This is a genomic window from Nitratidesulfovibrio termitidis HI1, from assembly GCF_000504305.1.
Taxonomy (GTDB): domain Bacteria; phylum Desulfobacterota; class Desulfovibrionia; order Desulfovibrionales; family Desulfovibrionaceae; genus Cupidesulfovibrio; species Cupidesulfovibrio termitidis.
Genome location: NZ_KI632512.1, coordinates 3,717,030 through 3,737,971, shown reverse-complemented (window position 1 = coordinate 3,737,971; position 20,942 = coordinate 3,717,030). Strand labels below are relative to the sequence as shown.

The 20,942-nt window shown below is 68.0% G+C and carries 14 protein-coding genes and 1 pseudogene; 3 read left to right on the top strand and 12 right to left on the bottom strand.

All coding sequences use genetic code 11. The features are described 5' to 3' along the window. Nucleotides 1-156: 156 nt before the first annotated feature. From DESTE_RS14870 to amrA, 6 genes are all read right to left on the bottom strand, one after another. Nucleotides 157-2,328 carry a sigma-54-dependent Fis family transcriptional regulator gene (locus DESTE_RS14870; protein WP_035068364.1) on the bottom strand — a complete coding sequence of 724 codons (2,172 nt, stop codon included), beginning with the start codon at nt 2,326-2,328 and terminating at the stop codon, nt 157-159. Next, entirely contained in the window at nt 2,306-4,936 is a 2,631-nt protein-coding gene (locus tag DESTE_RS14865; protein WP_035068363.1) for a PAS domain-containing sensor histidine kinase, read from the bottom strand. The genes DESTE_RS14870 and DESTE_RS14865 overlap by 23 nt, the downstream gene beginning before the upstream one ends. 3 nt (nt 4,937-4,939) lie before the next feature. Beyond that, nucleotides 4,940-5,872 carry a universal stress protein gene (locus DESTE_RS14860; RefSeq protein WP_035068360.1) on the bottom strand — a complete coding sequence of 311 codons (933 nt, stop codon included), beginning with the start codon at nt 5,870-5,872 and terminating at the stop codon, nt 4,940-4,942. Nucleotides 5,873-5,879: 7 nt separating this feature from the next. Next, the gene (locus tag DESTE_RS14855; RefSeq protein WP_156925389.1) at nt 5,880-6,431 is read right to left on the bottom strand and encodes a hypothetical protein; all 552 of its coding nucleotides are present in this window, start codon (nt 6,429-6,431) and stop codon (nt 5,880-5,882) included. Nucleotides 6,432-6,489: 58 nt separating this feature from the next. Beyond that, nucleotides 6,490-7,656 carry an MFS transporter gene (locus DESTE_RS14850; RefSeq protein ID WP_035068358.1) on the bottom strand — a complete coding sequence of 389 codons (1,167 nt, stop codon included), beginning with the start codon at nt 7,654-7,656 and terminating at the stop codon, nt 6,490-6,492. A 400-nt stretch (nt 7,657-8,056) separates the two neighbouring features. Next, a complete protein-coding gene (gene amrA, locus DESTE_RS14845) occupies nt 8,057-8,761 on the bottom strand; it encodes an AmmeMemoRadiSam system protein A (RefSeq protein ID WP_156925388.1) in 705 nt (234 codons plus the stop codon). A gap of 226 nt (nt 8,762-8,987) precedes the next feature. Here amrA and DESTE_RS18495 point away from each other — a divergent pair. From DESTE_RS18495 to DESTE_RS14835, 3 genes and pseudogenes are all read left to right on the top strand, one after another. Beyond that, nucleotides 8,988-9,479: pseudogene (locus tag DESTE_RS18495) on the top strand (ABC transporter substrate-binding protein); the annotation flags it as partial. Further along, nucleotides 9,473-10,249, top strand: a complete 777-nt coding sequence (locus tag DESTE_RS18490) for an ABC transporter substrate-binding protein (protein WP_051384496.1) — start codon at nt 9,473-9,475, stop codon at nt 10,247-10,249. The pseudogene DESTE_RS18495 and the gene DESTE_RS18490, both read left to right, overlap by 7 nt. Continuing rightward, nucleotides 10,246-12,747 (top strand): sensor histidine kinase, encoded by a 2,502-nt coding sequence (locus DESTE_RS14835; RefSeq protein ID WP_051384495.1) that lies wholly within the window; start codon nt 10,246-10,248, stop codon nt 12,745-12,747. Before DESTE_RS18490 ends, DESTE_RS14835 begins: the two co-directional genes overlap by 4 nt. Before the next feature lie 105 nt (nt 12,748-12,852). Here DESTE_RS14835 and DESTE_RS14830 read toward each other — a convergent pair whose 3' ends face one another. The 6 genes from DESTE_RS14830 to DESTE_RS14805 all read right to left on the bottom strand — a co-directional run bounded on the left by DESTE_RS14830 (nt 12,853) and on the right by DESTE_RS14805 (nt 20,922). Further along, nucleotides 12,853-13,464 carry a LysE family translocator gene (locus DESTE_RS14830; RefSeq protein ID WP_035070584.1) on the bottom strand — a complete coding sequence of 204 codons (612 nt, stop codon included), beginning with the start codon at nt 13,462-13,464 and terminating at the stop codon, nt 12,853-12,855. A gap of 463 nt (nt 13,465-13,927) precedes the next feature. After that, on the bottom strand, nt 13,928-14,611 hold the full coding sequence (gene purN / locus DESTE_RS14825; protein WP_035068355.1) for a phosphoribosylglycinamide formyltransferase: 684 nt from the start codon (nt 14,609-14,611) through the stop codon (nt 13,928-13,930). 72 nt (nt 14,612-14,683) lie between these two features. Beyond that, nucleotides 14,684-15,118 (bottom strand): MOSC domain-containing protein, encoded by a 435-nt coding sequence (locus tag DESTE_RS14820; protein WP_035068354.1) that lies wholly within the window; start codon nt 15,116-15,118, stop codon nt 14,684-14,686. 520 nt (nt 15,119-15,638) lie between these two features. Next, nucleotides 15,639-17,150, bottom strand: coding sequence for a uroporphyrinogen-III C-methyltransferase (cobA, locus tag DESTE_RS14815; protein ID WP_035068353.1), 1,512 nt, complete (start codon nt 17,148-17,150; stop codon nt 15,639-15,641). A gap of 221 nt (nt 17,151-17,371) precedes the next feature. Then, on the bottom strand, nt 17,372-17,824 hold the full coding sequence (locus DESTE_RS14810; RefSeq protein WP_035068352.1) for a DUF3795 domain-containing protein: 453 nt from the start codon (nt 17,822-17,824) through the stop codon (nt 17,372-17,374). A gap of 413 nt (nt 17,825-18,237) precedes the next feature. Beyond that, entirely contained in the window at nt 18,238-20,922 is a 2,685-nt protein-coding gene (locus DESTE_RS14805; RefSeq protein WP_035068351.1) for a valine--tRNA ligase, read from the bottom strand. Nucleotides 20,923-20,942 lie beyond the last annotated feature (20 nt).

Sequence of the window (20,942 nt, the reverse complement as noted above, 5' to 3'; positions counted from 1 at the left end):
ACGTGCGCGGCAACGTCGGCAGCCGAAGTCCAACGCCATCGCCCCGCCCCGGAAGTACCGGGGCGGGGCGATGGGACACACGTGGCCAATTGGCCTGAACGGCAGCAGGATGCGGCGGATTCACGGGGACGTGCCGTGCAATCCGGTCTGGCGGGGTTACGGGCCTGCCGGGCCTCCCTCGCTCGTGCCGCCGTCCGCCTCGGCTGTCGCCTCACCGGTTGCGCCTTCGGACATGCCGAATTCCACGAGCTTGCGGTACACTGTCTGGCGCGAAACACCCAGCAACCGCGCCGCGCGGGCCTTGTTGTTCCCGGCCCTGCGCAGGGCACCGGCCAGCAACTCCGGGGTCAGCCGCAGGCGGCGGCCAGCCTCTGCGCCGTAGGGCGCGTGTTCCTCGCCAACCTGGCCGCCATAGCCCCCCCCCGCCGGGCCTGTAGGCATGACTGGCATGGCTGGCGAGGTCGGTCCGCCCGGTACCGGCGATTCTGGAGGCGCCGTCTCCCCTCCCCGCCCGGGGGCAGGCAGGTTCACGGGCAGACCGTCGGGGTAAAAGCCGGAATGGTTCCTCCCGGCGCGGGGGGCAGGTGCGTCGGCAGTCTGGCCGTGAGGCGGGGTGCCGGATGCCCATGACTCGTGGGGAGTCCGGCCCACACCATGGCCCATGCCCCTGCCCCCGTCCCGTTGGACGCCCGTCCCTTGCGGCGGCAGGTCCGTGTCGCAGGCGATGCTGCGCGGCACGGGCACGGTGGCGGCCGACAAGCCGACGGCGGCACGCACCTCGGGCGGCAGGGCGTCCACGTCGATGACGTCGCCGCGCGACAGGATGAAGCCGTGCTCCAGCGCGTGGCGCAGTTCGCGCACGTTGCCGGGCCAGGAATGCGCCATCAGCGCCTGCAGGGCAATCGGGGTCACCCCGGCCACGCGACGATGGAAATGGATGTTGAACTGCTCCACGAAGTGGTCCACCAGCAGGGGGATGTCCGAGAGCCGGTCGCGCAGGGCGGGCAGGTGCAGTTCCACCACCCGCAGCCGGTAGTACAGGTCTTCGCGCAGCTTGCCGGAACGCACCAGCTCGGCCAGGGGGCGGTTGGTGGCGGTGATGACCCGCACGTCCACCTTCACGGTGCGCGTGTCGCCCACCCGTTCGAACTCGCGTTCCTGCAACACCCGCAACAGCTTGAGCTGCACGGCGGACGAAACGTCGCCGATCTCGTCCAGAAAGATGGTGCCCCCGTGCGCCAGCTGGAACCGTCCCACCCTGTCGCGCACGGCCCCGGTGAAGGCCCCGCGCACGTGGCCGAACAGTTCGCTTTCCAGCAGGTGTTCCGACAGCGCCGAGCAGTTCACCTTGACCAGCGGCCCCAACGCGCGCGGCCCGCCCCGGTGCAGCGCCTCGGCCACCAGTTCCTTGCCGGTGCCCGATTCGCCGGTGATGAGCACGGTGGTGTCGGTCTGGGCCAGTTCGTCCAGCAGATGGAACAGCTCGGACATGGGTGCGCTGCGCCCGATGATCTGGTTCATGCCCGTCCGGTGGCCCAGGGCTTCTTCCAGCCCGGCCAGACGGGTGACGTCGCGCGCAACCAGCAGCGCACCCAGAAATTCACCCCCGCTGCCCGCCAGCGGCGCGGCCTCTATCTCGAACACCTGCTCGCGCCCGTCGGCCAGTTGGGCGGAAACCCGGCGACGCCGCGAGGCCCGGCGCGCCCCCAGGGTTTCGTCCAGCACCGGACGGAACAGCGGCGCGAACAGCCCCAGCGACTCGTCAAAGCGCCGCCCCGCCGTCTGGCGCGCATCGCGCGCGCCGCCCGGCAGTTCGCGCGCGGCCAGGTTCATGCGCTGTATCCGCAGGTCGGGCGTCACGGTCACCAGCACGTCGGGTACGGCCTGGAACACCGCTTCCAGATGCACCCGCAGGTTCTCGCGCTCGGCCACCAGGGCGCGGCGCTCATCCTCCAGGGCCTTGTGGCGCAGGGTCGTCCGGGCGGCCTGAAGCATCTGATCCTTGTCCACCGGCTTGGTCAGGTACTGTTCCGCCCCTTCCGCCACCGCCCGCACGGCGGATTCCACGCTGGGCCGCCCGGTCAGCAGGATGACCGGCACGAAGGGGCAGCGCTCGCGCACGGTGCGGGCAAAGTCCAGCCCGTTCCCGCCGCGCAGGATGATGTCGGTGATGACCAGGTCCGGCGGGCCGCCGTTGGCCGGTTCCAGCGCGTGCAGCGCCTCGTCCAGGCTGGACGCGGTGACCACCACGTGCCCGTCGCGGCGCAGGAAGGCCGAAAGGGTGAAGCGGATGCTCTCCTCGTCGTCAACGAGCAGTATCTTCGCCATGGGCGACCTCCCCTCGGCTGCCTGGAGCATGCGTGTCTGGCGTGTCTGGCGCAGTTGGCGACCCCGCGCTGGCGTCTTGCGGGAGTTCGGGCCGGGCCTCGGGCGGAATATCGGACTGCGCCTCGGGCAGCACCACCACGGCGCGGCTGCCGGAAACGCCGTCGCTGTCCAGCATCAGCGTGCCGCCATGGCTCTTGATGATGCCATAGCTGATGGACAGGCCGAGTCCGGTGCCCTTGCCCTCCGGCTTGGTGGTGAAGAACGGCTCGAACACCCGGTCCAGCACCGCCGGGGCAATGCCCGTGCCGGTATCGGCCATGGTGACGCACACGCACGGGCCGCTCACCGTCAGCCGCCCGCCCCTGCGCCGCGCGGCGCGACGTTCGGGAATGCATACGCCCCGGCAGCCATCGCCCCCTCCGTCAAGGGTCATGCCCTTGCGGGCGGCCTCGCGCTGCGGGCCCAGCGAGGACCGCGCCGCCGTCAGGGTCAGGCGCTTGGGGCGCGGGGCGACACCGGGTTCACCCAGTCGACCCTGTTCTGCCTGTTCTGCCTGTTCTGCCTGTTCTGCCAGTTCTGGATGTTCTCCCTGCTCCCCGTATCCGCCAGTCGCCGCCGCGTTCAGGGCATGGTGGGCGTTGGCCAGAAGATTCATGAACACCTGCTGCAATTCGCCGGGGCGGCCCACCACCATCAGCGGCACGTCGGGCAGGTCCAGTTCGATGACCACCCCGTCGCCCTCCATGTGGGTGCGGGTAAGGGCCAGGGCGTCGTGCAGCACCTCGCGCAGGTCCACCCGCACGTCGGTGTCGCGCCGGTCGCGTCCGAAGAACAGCAGGTTGCGCACGATGCCCGCGATGCGCTGGCCCTCGCGCAGGATGCGCCCGGCCAGTTCGGGCTGCGGTTCGTGGCGCATGCCGCCCTGCGCCGCCGCATCGACGTCGTCCAGCATCAGTTGGGCGCAATTGATGATGCCGTTGATGGGGTTGTTGATCTCGTGCGCCACTCCGGCGGCCAGTTCGCCCAGGGCGGCCAGTTGCCCGGCCCGCACGGCCTCGGCCCGCAGGCGATGCAGTTCGGTCTGGTCCTCCACGACGCCCAGCCCGAACAGGGGCAGGCCGTCGGTGCCCCAGATCACCGTGGAGGTGACGCGGCACAGCCGTATCTCGCCATCGGGCCTGCGCACCCGCACCTCGAACCGGGCCACCCGGTCGCGCTCCGCCCGGTTGCGCTGCATCTCGTGGGTCAGCGTCTCGCGGTATTCGGGCAGCACCAGATCAAGCACGTGAGTGCCGCGCATTTCGCCCAGGGTCAGCCCGGTGATGGCGCACAACGCCCGGTTGGCCTCGATGACGTTGCCCGCCGCACTGGTGTGCAGCAGCCCCACGGGCACATCGTCGTAGATGCGCCGCAACAGCCGTTCGTGTCGGCCCAGGGCCGCCTCGTGGGCATGGACCATGCGGTCCTTGCGCTCCAGGCTGGCGTGCAGTTCCTCTTCGGCCCGGCGCTGGGTGGTCACGTCGTGCACGTATACGGCAATCTGGGCCACCCGGCCCTGCGCGTCGAACACGGGCACCAGATTGTGGCGTAGCACGCGGCTGCCGTCGTGCTCCTCGAAGGAACAGCAGCGCGCGGTGGTCACGCAATGCACAAGCTCTGTCCGACGCCTTGCGGCCATGTCCGGCGGCATGTGGGTGAACACGCTCTCGCCGGTCATGTCCTGCCCGTCGCGCCAGGCGTGACGCGACGCGGCGCTGTTGTGGGCCACGATGGTGCCGTCCGGCTCCATCAGAAAGGCCGCGCCCGGTGCCGCGTCCAGCAGGGCACGGCGGGTTTCGCCTATCTCGCGCAGGGCACGGCGGGCGATGACCGCCTCGGTAATTTCCACCCCGACCAGCAACACGCGGCACATGATGCTGCGGCCCGGCAGGCCCCGCCCGGCAAGGGTGACATTGAACCATCGCTCGCCCGCCCGTCCGCCGACGGCCAGTTCGCCGGTCACGCGGGGTTCACCTGCAAAGGCGCGGGTCAGCAGGGGGGCCAGCCGTGTGGCCACGTCGGGGGGCACCAGTTCCTCCAGCCGATGGCCGCGTGCCTCCATGCGCCAGATGCCGAACAACGATTCGAACCCCCGGTTGACCATGCGCACCCGCCCGTCCGCGTCGATGCACAGCGCCAGCAGGGGCACCGCGTCCAGCAGCATGTCCGGGGTTTCGGGGTCGGCATCCAGGGGCAGCAGGCGCGCTTCCGCCTTGCGCAGCCGGTGGCGCAGCACGGCCATCTCGGCGCGCAGGCGCTGCAACTCTTCGTCGGGCGTCTGGACGGAGCCTTGCGCGGCAGGCCGGGGAAACAGTTCCGGCGGGGGATCGGGCAAAACCCCGCGCGGGTCGCCGCCCTCCGTCCGCGTGGCATGGGCGGTACGGGCGGGACAGGTGGGGCTGGGAGAACTGGACGGGCAGTGAGAGGGAACGGAATTCACGGGATCCACGGAATTGGCGCAACTGGCCGCATTGGCGGACGCGGGCGCACCTCCCGCGCCGGGCAATTCCGACGACGCACCCCCGGTGCCGGGAGCCGTGCCGGTACGGGAAACGGCGCGCTTGGGCATGGTCTACTTGCTCACCCACAGGGAAAAACGGTTCACCCGGTCGTGCAGCCGTTCGCTGACGCTGCGCCCGAACATGCGGCGCATCAGGGTATCCGGCAGGGCCGTGCGGCGGCCCACCGCCACCACGGCAAACCTGTCCTGCTCGGCCACGCGCAGGATGGTTTCGGCCTTGTCGGCCCTGTCCCGGGCACGCACCATCAGCACGCGCACCCGCGACTCGTCCACGCCGTTGGCCAGCACGGCCTCCCGCGCGGCGGCGATGGCGTCTTCGCCGGACGGCAGGGCATCGACGCCGCCATTCCCCGTGCCGTGATGGGCCAGCCCATGATCGCCCATCCCATGATGGCCCGTACCGTTGCCCGGCTCCCTGCAATGCAGCAGGGTCACGGTGTGGTCCTCGGCCCCGGGAGTGGCCAGCATGAATCCCACATGGTCGGCCATGCGCAGGTTCTCGCCGGATCCGTCAACGCACAGCAGCACATCGGACAGGTCCGGTTCCGGCTGGTGGCATACCCACAGGGGAAAGGCGATCTCTTCGCCCAGCAGCCCGCGCGAGACGCTGGTGGTGTAGGTCTGCTCCAGCCAGCCCAGATACCGGCGGCCCGACACCACCGCATCGTACAGGCCCTTGTGGGCTTCTTCGACGATGTCGCGCACCACGCCGAACTGGCGGGGCACCGCGCGCGTTTCCACGTACTCCGGCACAAAGCCGTGCTCCACCGCCCAGCGGCGCGCCCTGGCCAGTTGCTCCAGCCCCTGGCGCATCTGCACGTCGGACAGGATCACCTCGCCGGGGCCGGAGGCGTAGGCGTCGGGCACCACGTAGAACAGTGTCAGCCGCAAGGCCTCCTTGCGGCGAAAGAAACCGGCCACGAAGCGCAGGTTCCACGATTCGCCGCCATCTCCCCCCATGGTCAGCAGCAGGTGGCGCTCCATGACAGGCCTACTGGAACAGGTAGCCGTAGCGGACGGAAATGCCGTCGGTACGCTCGGCGATGTGCGCCACCAGGTCGTCCACGCCTTCCGCCGTCACCACGCCCACCTCGCGGGCAAGGTAGTGACGCAAGGTGCCTTCGCTCTGCGAGAACACCCAGACCACCGAATAGGCCGAGCCCACCGAGGGCCGCGACGGGAATTCCGGCGTGGTGGAAAGCAGCACGCGTATCTTGGGGGCATCCTTTTCGGACAGCACGAACAGCGAACTGGCGTTGAAGGTATCCTTCAGGCGAAAGGCCAGTCGCGCGCCAAGGCTGTCGGTACCCTCCAGTTCCACGGCCACCTGCACGGCCCGGTCCACGTTGGGGGCGGGCTTGTCGGCCACGGCCTTGGGGGCGGCCTCCGCGGCCAGCGCGAGACCGTTCCCGGCGATTCCAGAAAGCGGCGAGAATTGGGGCAACAGTGCGGCGGCGATCAGGAACAGCGAAACGGACAGCAGCAGGGGCGCCCATGGGCGCGGTTTCGATGCGGGCGTGCGGAGCGGGAACGGGCGCGGCATGACACAACCTCCTTGCGGTTCACGGATCGTCCCACAAGGGTAGTCGCTGCCGGACCATTTAGCAAGACGCGCCCCGCACGGGAACCCGCATGAACAGTGTCGCCACCAGTGAACACCCCGCCAGCGCGGCCCCCAGATAAAACGGAATGCGAAAGTCCATCATCCACAACATGCCGCCCACGACGGGCACCACCACCGCCGCCACGTGGTTCACCGCCACGCTCACGGCCATGCTGGGCGCAATGTCCGCCGGGTCGGCTATCTTCTGGAAGTAGGTGCGCACGGCCACGATGAAGTTGAAGAATATCTGGTCCATGACGTACAGCACCCCCACCAGCCAGCGGTCTTCCACCACGGTGTAGGCCAGGCAGATGCCCGCCAGCGACAGGCATTCCATCACCAGCAGCCTGCGCTCGCCCACGGCGTTGATGGCCTTGCCGATGAGCGGATTCAGGAACCAGTTCACCGCGTTGTTCAGCATGAAGAACAGCGTCATCTCGCGCACGCCGAATTCGAACCGCTCCACCAGCAGAAAGGCCGAAAACACGATGAATATCTGCCGCCGCGCCCCGCCCAGCAAGGTGAGCAGGTAGAACAGCCAGTAGCGTTTGCGCATGACCATGCCCCGCCGCTGCACCGGCAGCCCCTGGGCGCGCGGATCCTGCGTCAGCGCCCACAGCCCGGCCAGCACCGCCAGCCCGCCCGAGATGGCGAACAGGCCGGAAAAGGGCAGCACCCCGGCGGCCAGAAAGATCACCGCGCCGATGGCCAGGTTGCCTCCGGCATTGAGCCCCCGCAGCCGCCCGATGATCAGCGGCGCGGTGCGCACGTCGAAGTATTGCAGGATCAGCGACTGATTGGTGGTCTCGAAGTAGTGGAACCCGAAGGACATGAGCATGGTGGTGAACACGATGCCCCCGAACGTCGGAAAGAACCCTGCCGCCAGCACGCCCGCGCCCAGCATGACCACCGAAAGCGCGGCCAGGCGGTGTTCGCGCAGCACCAGCAACAGCAGGATGACCCCGATGGACAGCAGGCCCGGCACCTCGCGCAGCGACTGCACAAGGCCGTTCTGCACGCCGGTAAGCCCCGCCTCGTGCACGGCGAAGTTGGTGTAGAGCGTGCTCCACCCCTGGTACCCCACGGCGTTGGCCACGGTGAGCACCAGCAGGAATATGTACATGGGCCGGTTGGGAATTGTCGGCAGATCGGGAATGCGCTGCACGCAAGACTCCTGCGGGCGCACGCGGTAAACGCCGCGCCGGATGGGGACGGGAAGGGGTGCATGGAGCGGGTCGGAAACCCGCGCACGGGCAGATGCCGGAAGGCGTGCCCTACGCCCGCGCGTGCGCACTGTCAACGAGGTGAGCGTGGGCCTGCGGCCAGTTGCGGCCAGTTGCGACCGGTTGCGACCGGTTGCGACCGGTCGTGGCCGGTCGCGGCCGATTGTAACCAGTCGCGACCAGTTGCGGGCAGGTCGCGGCCAGTTGCGGGCAGGTCACGGCCAGTTGCGGCCGGACACGCGCGCGACCGGAGTGTCCGCCGGAAACGGCAGAACGGACCGTGGCGGCGGAAAACCCCCGACAGGGAACGGCAAGGTGGGATGTACGGAACGGCAGACCGGGTTACAGGTCGCCGAACACCTCGGCCTCGAACCAGTACAGTTCGGTATACCCGTCCTTCCACGCATTCCGCCATGCGCCGGACGGCAGCCCCGCCTTGCGGCAGGTCTGGGCCAGAAAGGTCTCGCGGTCCCAGCCCCACTCCACCGGCACCTGCGGCAGCAGCACCCCGGAACGGTAGCCCTGGCGCACCAGCAGCCCATGCCGCCCCACCCGCACCAGGGACGGTTCCGGACAGCGGGTGAGCGGGCCGAGCACGGAGATGTCCAATTCCAGTGCGGACGCCTCGGCTGCCGTCACCGGCGGAAAACGCGGGTCTTCGAAGGCCGCCGCACGGGCCATGCGGGCCACGGTGAGGTACAGCGGCCCGTCGCCCACCATGGAGCCGATGCAGCCGCGCAGGTGACCGTCCTTCTTGAAGGTGACGAAGGCCCCCAGGGAGCGGTGCAGCACGCCGGGAGGCGGCGCGGGCACCTCGGAGGCAGCCGGACCGTCCGCCATCCCGCCCCTGTCCCCCAACGTCGCGTCCGACGTGTCTCCGTCCGGCATGGGCCCGGATTCGGCCAGCCTGTGCAGCACGGCCCAGCGGGCCAGATCGAGCAGCCACGCGCGTTCGTCGGCGGACAGTTCCAGCCGGAACTCGCCGGAATCGGCACCAACCGCATCTTTCACGCGAGTCGAATCCGCGGGGTCATGGGGCGCGGGCATGGGGGCTCCCTTGCGCGGCCCGGTGGCGGCACCATGCCGCCCGGCGGTGACCGCGCGGTTTCATGGTGCCAGAGCCCGCCCGGGGCGTCCACAGCAACGGTGAAGGACGCGGCCCACGCCATCGTCCGTCCCGGTCGCCCTTGCCGGTCGCTTATCGGCAGCCGATGGACTTTCACCCCTGCCCGCTATAGGATTCTGACGCATCGGCCCCATAGCGAGAGGTCACATGGCGCAACCAGACCACGACGCCACTGCCCAGGGGAATACCCCGGACCAAGGGTGTACTCCTGACCAGGGGCATATCCTGGCCCACAAGAGTGGCCCGAACCGGGGCGCCCAACCGGGCCGCACCCCGTGGCATTCCCGTCATGTCACCATGACCGCCATGGCCGCCGTAATCGTTGTCGGCGTGGTCCTGGCGGTCGTCCTGATCCTGCCGCGCGAACCGGCCACAGTGCGCATCGGCTTTGTCGGGCAGCTCGAAGGGCTCAACTCCGACCTTGGCGTACAGGGGCGCAACGGCGCGCAACTGGCCATCGAGCACCTGAACGCCGCCGGTGGGGTGGCTGGCCGCCGCCTTGAACTGGTGGCCGAACATGACGGCGCGACCCCCGAAGAAGCCCGCGCGGCGGTCACCCGGCTGCTTGCCCGCAAGGTGCAGGTGGGAGTGGGGCACATGACCAGCGGCCAGACCGTGGCGACCCTGCCCCTGTGGGAAGCCGCCGGGGTGCCGCTGATCTCTCCCACCACCAGCGCCCCGAACTGGAAGGCAGGGAGGACGGCTTCTTCCGCGTCATCCCGGTCAACACCACCTGGGCCACGGCGCTTGCCGCGCATGCCTACGCCACGGGCCTGCGCGAGGTGGCCATTGTGCACGAGACCGCCAACGCCCCCTTCTCCTCCCCCTTCGCCGAGGCGTTCGCCACCCGGTTCCGCGAACTGGGAGGCACCGTGGCCGCCGACCTGCCATACGCCACCGCCGACCGGCAGGAATTCGCCCAGGCGCTCCGCCACGCCCGGCAATCGGCCGCATCCGGCGTGTTGCTGGTGTGCCCGGCGCGCGACGTGGCCATGGCCGCCCAGGCCTTCCACCGCGACGGATTCTTTCCCACGCTGTACAGTTCCTCCTGGGGCTACACCCGCGAACTGATCCTGGCGGGCGGCCGCGACGTGGAGGGCATCGTCTTTGCCCACGCCTACGCCGCCGACCTTGACGACGACGCCTTCCGCAACTTCCACGCCGCCTACGCGGCGCGCTTCGGCTGGGTACCCAACTTCGCGGCGGCCTTCGCCTACGAGGCGGTGATGGTTCTGGGCGAGGCCCTGGCACGCGCCGGAGGCGACCCGGCCAGGCTGCGCAAAACCCTTCCGGAAGTCCGCAACCTTACCGGCGTGCTTGGCCCCATCAGCCTCGACCGGTACGGCGACGTGCACCGCCGCTCCTTCATCCTGACCATCCGCGACGGCGAATTCGCGACACTGCAATGAACGCAACCCCGACATCCCCAGACGGGCAATCCCGCGCCCCCGGCAGCCCGGAACACGGTCTGGAACACGGTTCTGCCCCCGTCCGCGCGCCGCGCTCGCTGCGCCGCCTGCTGCACACCCGCCTGCTGATATGGCTGATGCTGCTGGGCCTGTGCATCCTGGCTTTCGCGGGCACCTTCACCTACCTTGGGCGCAAGGCCGACTTCGAACGGCAAAGCGCACTGCTGACGGCCACCCTGGCCCGCTACCTTGAAGAGCACGTGGACAACGCCGCCCTGTCGCTGGCCCGGCTGGCCTCGGCCCTGCCCGCCTCGCCCTCGCCCGCCCGCGTGGCGGAGGAACTGGGCCGCAGGCGCTCGCTGCGCCAGCATTTCGCGCGCATCATGCTGCTGGACAACGCGCATCGGGTGGTGTTTTCACTGCCGGACGGCCCGATCATGGTGGACTTTCCCGTGCTGCGCGACCCGCAGGGCCCGGGCGGGGACAGGCGCGGCTATCTGCTGGGCAGCCCCGCCCCCCTGCCGGACACCGGCGAGGTGGTGGTGTACATCAGCGAGGCCATCGAAGGCGGCGGGCAACTGGTGGGCGCCCTGCGGCTGAACACGCTGCAGGAGCACGTGCTGGAACTGCTGCCGGGCGACGACAACGCGGTGCTGCTGGCCGACGCCTACGGCAACCTCATCGCCCACCCCGACCTGACCCGCGTGCAGCGCCAGGAAAACATCGGGCACCTGCCCTTCTTCAAACCCAACGGCGAGGGGACGCGCAGCGCCGAATCCACCGTGCAGCGCGTGCGCTACGGCGACGAAACCTGGTTTGCCTGCACCGCCATTGTGGCCGGGCCCGACTGGACCATCGTCACCCTGAAGCGCCAGGGAGCCGTGCTGTCCGAGGTGGCCAGCGAGATGATCATCTTCCTGCTGCTGCTCACGGTGCTGCTGACCGTGTTCGCCGTATCGCTGCTGGCCGAACTGGAGTGGACCATTGCCCGGCCCCTGGCCGGGTTCTGCCAGTCCATCCGCCTGGTTTCGGGCGGCAGCTACGATCTGCCGCCTTCAGGCGGGGAACGGCTGGCCGAACTGGCCGACATGGACCGCGAATTTCGCGACATGGCGGCCACGGTGCGCCAGCGCGAGGCAGCGTTGCGCCGCACCCGCGCCTACGTGCAACAGATGATGGACGCCATGCCCTCGGCCATCATCGCCCTGGACGGACATTGCCGGGTGGTGCGCATGAACCCGGCGGCACTGCGCCGCACCGGGCATGTCGTGACCCCGTCGGGCGCCGCGCTGGCCGAACTGCTGCCCGACCATGCCGACACCGCCGCACGGCTGGCGACCGCCATGGCCCGCCGCACCCCGGTGGACCGCGAGCGGATGGTCACCCTGATCGGGGGCCATTACCGCTACGAAGACGTTTCGCTGTACCCCATGGGCAGCGGCATGACCGGCGCCCCGGAAGGGGACGGGGGCGTGCTGCGCATCGACGACGTAACCGACCGGGTGCGCATGGAAGAGGTGCTGGTGCAGTCGGAAAAGATGCTGTCCGTGGGCGGGCTGGCGGCGGGCATGGCCCACGAGATCAACAACCCCCTGGGGGCCATCCTGCAAGGGGCGCAGAACATCCAGCGACGGCTGGCCGACGGGCTGCCCGCCAACGAACAGGTGGCGGAACGCCTGGGCTGCCCGCTGCCGGTGATCCGCGCCTACCTAGCGGAACGGCGGGTGCTGGAATTTCTGGACAGCATCCGCGAAGCGGGTTGCCGGGCCGCCAACATCATCACCAACATGCTGGAATTCAGCCGCAACAGCGGGGCGCGCCGCACCACGATAGACCTGCACGCCCTGCTGGACCGCACGCTGGACATTGCCGCCAGCGACTACGACCTGAAGAAGCGCTACGATTTCCGCAACATCGCCATCGTGCGCGACTACGCTGCGGAGCTGCCGCCGGTGGTCTGCTCCGAGCAGGAAATAGCCCAGGTGCTGCTGAACCTGCTGCGCAACGCGGCCCAGGCCATTGCGGCACGGCCGGGGAACATGCGGCCAGGCGATATGCGACCAAACGATGTGCGGCCAGACGACACGCACAGGGACGGGACCCACGCGGAAGGAGAAGGGGCAGATGATGCGGCCCCATCCGCACCGGCCGTACCGTCCGCCTTGCATGGTGGCCCCGGAAGGGACGAGCCGCGCATCGTGCTGCGCACCCGACGCGAAGGCACATGGATGCGCATCGACGTGCAGGACAACGGCACCGGCATGCCGGAAGACGTGCGGCGGCGGGTGTTCGAGCCGTTCTTCACCACCAAGGAGGTGGGCGTGGGCACGGGGCTTGGCCTGTCGGTGTCCTACTTCATCGTCACCCGCAACCATGCGGGCTGCTTTGACGTGGCCTCGGAACCGGGGCGGGGCACCACCTTCACGCTGCGCCTGCCCCTGCCCGGCAGCAGCCAGGCGCCCGAAGTGCCGCGTGGCCATCCCGGCTGCCCGTTGTAGCGGCCAACGCCGGGCATGGATTTCGGGCGAGGCACGCCCGACCGGCAGCGGACGACCGGCAGCGGACGACGGGGCACGGTCCACAGGGTCATCCGGCGGCAGCCGCTACCCGCGCAAGAAGGACACCACGCTCCATCCCGCCAGCAACAGCAGCAGCGCGCCGGTCAGCCGCACCAGATGCAGGCCGTGCCGCTCGTAGAAGCGGCGCATGGGCGCGGTATCCAGAAAGCGCACGAAGATGGTCCAGCCCACCAGCGCCTCCAGCACGATGACCGCTCCGTAGGCCACCCGCTCGCCCGTGGGCGTGCCGGGGGCCACGAACTGCGTGAACACCGAAAGGATGAACAACGTTACCTTGGGGTTCAGCAGGTTGCAGAACAGCCCGTCACGAAAGCCCTCGCGCAGGGTAGGCGGCGCTGCCCCCTCGCCCCCGTCGTCGGCCCGCGCCCGCAGGGCCTTCCACCCCACCCACGCCAGATACGCGGCCCCGGCCAACTGCACCGCCTGGAACGCGCGTGGGCTGTTCTGCAACAGCCCGGTGCCCAGCACCGCCCAGGTCACGTGAAAGGTGAGCCCCAAGCAAATGCCCAGCACGCAGGCATAGGCCGCGCGCGTGGGGCCGCCCGCGCCGTGGCGCACCAGCAGCATCATGTCCGGGCCGGGACTCATGCGGCCCACCATGCACAGGCCGAACAGGGCAACGAGATTGTAGAGCATGACGGGGAAGGGAGGGGGTTGAAGGACAGGCCGCTCAACGAAAACCACAGCCAGTATGATCCACCGGAACTCCATCAGGAACAAAGGAAAGTCCACTTCAACGGTTGTCGTGGGCCTGCCTTTCTTCCTTATACTCCGCGCCGGTCTTTCCGGCGCGGATGGCTGGTGCGGACACGATGCGAAGAATTACGGGTTTTGTCGACCGGGCAAGGCGAATTGGCGTTTTTGAGCGCAGATCGCCCGCTGTTAGGCAAGCGCGAAGCGCGAGTCTTACAGCGGGCGAAAGCAGAGCTGTACTTTTGTACGTGAGCATCAAAAACGCCAATTCAACGCCGCCCGGCGGCAAAAGAGCGGTAGCCGTTAGGTGAGCGCAGAGCGCGAACCTTACGGATAGCGACAGCAGAGCTCGGATTCTGCCGGCAGCGTGTACGCGCTACCGCAAGCAAAGCGACATCAGGCCCATCTAAAATCCCTGTTCCAGCGGCGGCCACACCAGCCACGGGCCATCGGGGATGCCTTGCAAAACGCCACCATCCCTTCGAGGCAATACCCGCACCACCCGCCCCTCCACGCGCAACCGCCCCTCGGCCAGCCACTGCAAGGCCTGCGGGTAGACGCGATGCTCCATGGCGTGAATTCGTGCCTTCAGGTCATCCAGCGGCTCACCCGCGTTCACCGGCACCGCCGCCTGCACGATGACCGAGCCATGGTCCATCTGCTCGTCCACGAAATGCACGGTACACCCCGCCAGGGTCACCCCATACGCCTGCGCATCCGCCGCACCGCGCAAGCCCGGAAAGCTCGGCAGCAGCGCGGGGTGGATGTTCACCACCCGCCCCGCGAACGCGGCCAGAAACCCCGGCGTGAGCAGCCGCATGTACCCGGCCAGCGCCACGGTATCCGCGCCGTGCGCCCTGATGGCCGCCACCATGGCCGCATCAAAGGCCACCCGGTCTGGATGGTCCGCCGGGGAAAGAGCCATGTGCGCAACACCCGCCGCGCGGGCACGCTCCAGAGCGCGGGCCTCTGGCTTGTTGCACAGCACAAGGCACACCCTGGCATCCAGCGCGCCGCTGGCGATACGGTCCAGAATGGCTTGCAGGTTCGACCCGTTGCCGGAGGCCAGCACGGCCAGTTGCAGCGTCATGAGACTCCCTGGGGGCGGGGGGATTGAGGGTTACGGCGGGATGTCATCCGGCGGCGGGTGTCCGCACGCAGGCTACCCTTCCGTCATGTCGATGGCATCCCCGGCGCGCAGCGCGCCGCCGCGCAGCACCTTTGCGAACACCCCTTCGGTGGGCATGATGCAGAAGCCCACGGTCTTGTGGATGTTGCACTTGGAATGGCAGGTCTTGCCGATCTGGGTGATTTCCAGAAGGATGCCCGGCCCGGCGGTGAGCCTGTCGCCCACCTTGCAGCGGGTAAGGGGCAACCCTTCCACCAGGATGTTTTCCGCAAAGTCACCCGCGGCCAGTTCCGGCATGCGCGGGCGCATGATGTCCACGCTTTCCACGGCCAGCAGGCTGACCTGCCTGCCGCTGCCCGCGTGGACGTCTTCTTCCACGCCGTAGTCCTCGCGCAGGGTGATGAAATCCACCACCCGCTTGCGCTCGCCTTTCCGCTCGCTGATGCAGACGGCACGTACGATGCCCATGCGGTGCCCCTCCCTTGAATGTCGTAAGGATGCCGCGCCCGGCACGGGGCCGGGCGGAATTGCGGACCGAATCACTCCGGTCACGCATTCCTCACAACACGGGACGTTCCGCCTGTCAAATAGCGTCGCACTGGCGCTCGGTCCGGCACCGGACCAAAGCTAACTGCTGAGCCACAATTCCACGCTGTGACGCCTGGCGCGGCCAAGGGCTGTCTCTAAATTAGGATTTTCGTTCGTTGGCAAGGAAAACAAGCCTGCCATGAGGGAATATGCCTCAGCCGTTAGGTGAGCGAAGCGAATCTTACGGATGAGGACCGCAGCGCGCTCTTCTCGTATTTGACCGAGCCTTAGCCGTTGGTGAGCGAAGCGAACCCTACGGATAAGGACAGCAAAGCCATGGCAGGCGAAGTTTGACCTCGTTGCGCACGATGTCCGTAGGGCTCGCAAGCTCGCCCAACGGCCACGCTTCGCGCCCTTCGGGTCGGACGCCAACGGGCGAAAGGACAATTTAGGGACAGCCCTACATCTCGGGCAGACGCCTGACCAACTCGTCAACCAGCGCAGGAATGGTGAAATCCTCCGGCTGGATGTGGCAGGTCAGACCGTAGCCTTCCAGCGTCTTGCGGGTAACGGGACCGATGCAGGCCAGCTTCATCTCGGGGTGAGCCTTCACCATGTCCACGGGCACCAGCGCAAAGAAGTTGTCCACCGTGGACGACGAACCGAAAGTGACGCAATGGATGCGCCCTTCCTGCATGCGGGCCAGCACGTCGTCCTTGCGGGCGGTGCTGGGCACGGTTTCGTACACCGGCAGCACGTCCACCACGGCCCCGGCCTTGCGCAGTTCGTCGGGCAGCACCTCGCGCGCCTCGCGGGCGCGGGGCAGCAACACGCGCTTGCCGCCCATGCCGCGCGCCAGCATGCCTTCCACCACGCCTTCGGCCACGTACTTTTCGGGGATGAAGTCCGGTTCGATGCCCTTGGTACGCAGCACATCGGCGGTGGCGGGGCCGATGGCGGCCACCTTGCGCCCGGCCAACGCGCGCGAATCCTGCCCGCACGCGGCAAGGCGGCTCCAGAAGTGCTTCACGCCGTTGACCGAGGTGAACACCACCCAGTCATAGCCGGGCAGGTCGCGGATGGCCGCATCCACCGGGGCGTAGTCGGCAAGGGGAATGATCTCGATGGTGGGAAACTGCACCACGTCGGCGCCCAGTTCGCGCAGGGCCTCGGCCAGGCCGCTGGCCTGCTCGCGCGCGCGGGTGACCACCACGCCCTTGCCCAGCAGGGGCTTCTGCTCGAACCAGTTCAGGCGGTCGTGCAGGTTGACCACCCCCCCCACCACGATGAGCGAGGGATTGGTGAAGCCGTGCTTGGGCCCTTCTTGCGGCAGGGTGGCGATGGTGGCCACCAGACTGCGGTGCCGGGCGGTGGTGCCCCAGTGCACCAGTGCCGCCGGGGTGTCGGCGGGCATGCCCGCCTCGATGAGCTTGCGCGAGATTTCGGGCAGGTTCTTCATGCCCATGAAGAAGACCAGGGTGCTGGCGCTGTCGGCCAGGGCCTTCCAGTTGTGCACCGAGCCGGGCTTGGTGGGGTCTTCGTGCCCGGTGATGAACGACACGGACGAGGAGTAGGAGCGGTGCGTCAGCGGGATGCCCGCGTAGGCGGGACCGGCCACGGCGCTGGTGACGCCGGGCACTTCCTCGAAGGGAACGCCCGCGTCCAGAAGTTCTTCGGCCTCTTCGCCGCCGCGCCCGAACATGTACGGATCGCCGCCCTTCAGGCGGGCCACGGTCTTGCCTTCCTTGGCCTTGTCCACGATCAGGCGGTTGATGCCGTCCTGCGACAGGGTGTGGTCGCCGCCCTTCTTGCCCACGTAGATGATTTCCGCGCCGGGCTTGGCGTAGGCGAGGAACGCGTCGTTGGCGAGGTAGTCGTAGACGATGACGTCCGCCGATTCGAGGATGCGCTTGCCCTTGAGCGTGAGCAGGCCGGGGTCGCCGGGCCCCGCGCCGATGAGATAGACCTTCATCCTTCCTCCGGTATGTGTCGCGCCGCGCGTGGGCGCGCATGGGGCGCGAACCTGCACGGAATTGCGTCTGTGTATTTGGACAGTACGGGGCACGAACGCTGGCATGGCGCACCGACCGTCCGAATGGACGCCGCGTTGGCCATTGGTCGCAGCCAGCCCTGCCGCCCGTTCAGACCGAACGTAACGCAGGGCGTGTGCCGGGCTTTTTCGACCGCCGCAGCCTACAGGTAGCGGGGCGTTTCGGCAAGGGCGCGCAGGAAGGCGTCGCGCCCCGCAGCACGAATGTGGTCGTTGCTGGCGCGCCACTTCTGTTCCAGCCGGGGCGGCAGGCCGGTGTCGGCGCAGGGGTAGTCCGCACAGTCGGCACAGAAGTCCAGCCCGCGCGCGGCGGCGCACCCGGCCACCTTGCAAGAGGGCAGGCAGGTGCGGCGCTCGGTCTTGCAGCCGGGACAGGTGCCTTCCGCCAGTGCGTCCAGCACGCGGGCAAAGGCCGGATACTCGGCCAGGGCCGGGTTCATGGCTGCAAGCCGCTCGGCAAACGGGCCGAAGTTTGGGCCGAGGATGTCGCGGATGGCCGTGGCATGGGCGGCCACCTGCCCTTCGCTACAGTTCACGCAACGCGAACAGTCCAGTCCGCACGGGGCGACGAGATGCAGGGGAGCGGTGTCGGTCATGGGGGCCTCGGAGAGCCTTCACGGGGATGGAGGTGATGCGCACGGGAACCGGGCGAACGTTATGGAGAGGGGACATGGCCGCGCCATCACGAAACGCGCATGTCCGGTATGGCGGATTCATGCCGGGGTGGCAAGGTGCGACGCCCGTGCGGAGTTCGGCTTACTGTCGTAGTTTGCTTTTGGTACGCCTTCGGCGGATCAGGCCCTTTGCCCCCATACCTTGTATTTCCGGATCATACGAGAAACACAAATGAACGTTTTGGGGGGTGGGGGTGCGGGGGAGGAGACCCTTTTCCAAAAGGGTCCCTCCCCCGCAAGAATTCAAATTTGCCACAACGCAAAACGCCGCGCCGGTTGCCCGGCGCGGCGTTGTCATTTCATCTCAACAGATGAAAGACCTTTTGGAAACGACCCTAGCTGATGGCCTCGCGGAACCGTTGCTGCAACGCCTCCAGCTTGGCCTTGGCATCGGCCAGTTCACTGGCGCGGGCGCGTTCCTTGGCCACCACCTCGGCGGGGGCCTTGTCCACGAAGCTCTCGTTGGCCAGCTTCTTGTTCACCTGCACCAGATCCTTTTCGATCTTGCCCAGTTCCTTGTCCAGGCGGGCAAGCTCCGCCTCGAAGTCCACGGCGCCGGTCAGCGGCACGATGACCTCGTTGCCGGACACCACGTTGCTGGCCGAAGCCCGCGGAGCCTCGATGGCGGGGCCGAACTCGGCGTTTTCCAGCCGGGCCAGCACCAGCAGCATCTGGCGGTTTTCTTCCAGCACCTGCCGGTCGTGCTCGTTGGCCGTGCGCACCAGCGCGGTCAGGCGCAGCGAAGGCGCGATGTTCAGTTCCGCCCGGATGGTGCGCACCGCGCCGATGACGCCCTGCACCAGCTCCATGCGCGCGGCGTCCTCTGTCCGGACGCAGCCGGGGCGCGCGGCGGGGAAGGGCTGCACGGCAAGGTCGGCGCCTGCGTTGCCGGGCAGAGCCGCCCAGATTTCGCAGGTGATGAACGGCATGATGGGGTGCAGCAGGGTCAGGGTTTCGCGCAGCACGGTAAGCAGCACGTGCTGCGCCGCGGCCTTGCGTTCGCCCCCGGCCTGCCCATTGCTCTGCATGTCTGGCCCATTGCTTTGCATGTCTGGCTTGATGAGTTCCAGGTACCAGTCGCAGAACTCGTTCCAGATGAACCGGTACAGCCCCTGCGCCGCATCGTTGAAGCGGTAGCCCACGATGGCGGCGTCGGTGGATTCCTTCATCTCTTCCAGCCGGTGCAGGATCCAGCGGTGGTGCAGCCCCTGCACGGTGTCCAGGTCCACCGGGGCGGGCGCTTCGTCGTCGGGCAGGTTCATCAGCGCGAACCGCGCGGCGTTCCACAGCTTGTTGACGAAGTGGCGGTACCCCTCGATGCGTTCCTCGCTCAGCTTGATGTCGCGCCCCATGGCCGCGAAGGCCGCCAGGGTGAAGCGCAGCGAATCGGTGCCGTACTTGTCGATCATTTCCAGCGGGTCGATGACGTTGCCCGTGGACTTGGACATCTTGCGGCCTTCGGCATCGCGCACCAGGGCGTGGATGTACACGTGGCGGAACGGCACCTCGTCCATGAAGTGCAGCCCCATCATCATCATGCGGGCCACCCAGAAGAACAGGATGTCGAAGCCGGTGACCAGCACCGAAGTGGGGTAGAAGGTCTTCAGTTCGCGCGTGTCGTCCGGCCATCCCATGGTCGAGAACGGCCACAGCGCGGACGAGAACCACGTGTCCAGCACGTCCTCGTCCTGCGTCAGGTTGCCGCTGCCGCAGGAGCAGCGTTCCGGCGCGTCCACGGCCACTATCAGCTTGCCGCAGTCGCCGCAGGTCCACGCGGGAATGCGGTGGCCCCACCATATCTGGCGGCTGATGCACCAGTCGCGGATGTTGTCCAGCCAGTTGTAGTAGGTCTTCTCCCAGTTGTCGGGGAAAATCTGCGTGCTGGCGGGCACGGCGGCGCGGGCGCGCGGGGCCATCTTGCTGGCCGCCACGAACCACTGGGTGGACACGTGCGGCTCGATGACCGACTTGCAGCGGTAGCAATGGCCCACGCTGTGGTCCAGTTCCTCTTCCTTGACCAGGATGCCCTGGTCGGCAAGGTCGGCCACCACGCGCTTGCGGCATTCTTCCTTGGTCAGGCCCGCGTAGATGCCGGCGTGTTCGTTCATCACGCCGTTCTCGTCGATGACCTGAAGGAATTCCAGCTTGTGGCGGTGGCCCAGTTCCCAGTCGTTGTGGTCGTGCGAGGGGGTGACCTTCAGCGCGCCGGTGCCGAATTCGCGGTCCACGTAGTTGTCGGCGATGACCGGAATCTCGCGGTCCGTCAGGGGCAGCTTCACCATCTTGCCGATGAAGGCGGTGTAGCGCTCGTCCTCGGGGTGCACGCACACGGCGGTGTCGCCGAACATGGTCTCCGGGCGAGTGGTGGCGATGACCAGTTCACCGCTGCCGTCGGCCAGCGGGTAGCGCAACTGCCACAGGTGGTCCTTGCGCGGCAGGTGATCCACTTCGTCATCGGCAAGGGCGGTGTGGCAGCGGTTGCACCAGTTGATGATGTAGTCGCCCTTGTAGATCAGGCCGTCGTCGTACAGCTTCACGAACACCTGACGCACGGCGCGCGAAAGGCCTTCGTCCATGGTGAAGCGCTCGCGCGTCCAGTCCACGGAGGCGCCCATGGCGCGGATCTGGTTCAGGATACGGGTGCCGTATTCCTCGCGCCATTCCCATACCCGCTCGATGAACTTCTCGCGGCCCAGGTCGTGGCGGCCCTTGCCTTCCTTGGCCAGCCCGCGTTCCACCACGTTCTGGGTGGCGATGCCCGCGTGGTCGGTGCCCGGCACCCACAGCACCTTCTTGCCCTTCTGGCGGGCATGACGACACAGGATGTCCTGAATGGTCAGGTTGAGGGCGTGGCCCATGTGCAGGGCCCCGGTGACGTTGGGCGGCGGTATGACGATGGAGAAAGGTTCGCCGGGGGCGTCCAGATCGGGGGTGAAGGTATTGTTCCCCTCCCAGTGGGCACGCCAGCGGGATTCGACGTCCCGAGGCTCGTAGCCCTTGGGCAGCGCGTTGTCCGACATGTTGTAATCTCCGGAAAAGA

Excerpts from the sequence above, each read along its gene's own strand:
- amrA (WP_156925388.1), bottom strand. The coding sequence starts at position 8,761 with ATGCCCGCGCCCCATGACCCCGCGGATTCGACTCGCGTGAAAGATGCG.
- DESTE_RS14860 (WP_035068360.1), bottom strand. The coding sequence starts at position 5,872 with ATGGAGCGCCACCTGCTGCTGACCATGGGGGGAGATGGCGGCGAATCG.
- DESTE_RS14830 (WP_035070584.1), bottom strand. The coding sequence starts at position 13,464 with ATGCTCTACAATCTCGTTGCCCTGTTCGGCCTGTGCATGGTGGGCCGC.
- DESTE_RS14870 (WP_035068364.1), bottom strand. The coding sequence starts at position 2,328 with ATGGCGAAGATACTGCTCGTTGACGACGAGGAGAGCATCCGCTTCACC.
- DESTE_RS14805 (WP_035068351.1), bottom strand. The coding sequence starts at position 20,922 with ATGTCGGACAACGCGCTGCCCAAGGGCTACGAGCCTCGGGACGTCGAA.
- DESTE_RS14810 (WP_035068352.1), bottom strand. The coding sequence starts at position 17,824 with ATGACCGACACCGCTCCCCTGCATCTCGTCGCCCCGTGCGGACTGGAC.
- purN (WP_035068355.1), bottom strand. The coding sequence starts at position 14,611 with ATGACGCTGCAACTGGCCGTGCTGGCCTCCGGCAACGGGTCGAACCTG.
- DESTE_RS14855 (WP_156925389.1), bottom strand. The coding sequence starts at position 6,431 with ATGCCGCGCCCGTTCCCGCTCCGCACGCCCGCATCGAAACCGCGCCCA.
- DESTE_RS14820 (WP_035068354.1), bottom strand. The coding sequence starts at position 15,118 with ATGGGCATCGTACGTGCCGTCTGCATCAGCGAGCGGAAAGGCGAGCGC.
- cobA (WP_035068353.1), bottom strand. The coding sequence starts at position 17,150 with ATGAAGGTCTATCTCATCGGCGCGGGGCCCGGCGACCCCGGCCTGCTC.
- DESTE_RS14865 (WP_035068363.1), bottom strand. The coding sequence starts at position 4,936 with ATGCCCAAGCGCGCCGTTTCCCGTACCGGCACGGCTCCCGGCACCGGG.
- DESTE_RS14835 (WP_051384495.1), top strand. The coding sequence starts at position 10,246 with ATGAACGCAACCCCGACATCCCCAGACGGGCAATCCCGCGCCCCCGGC.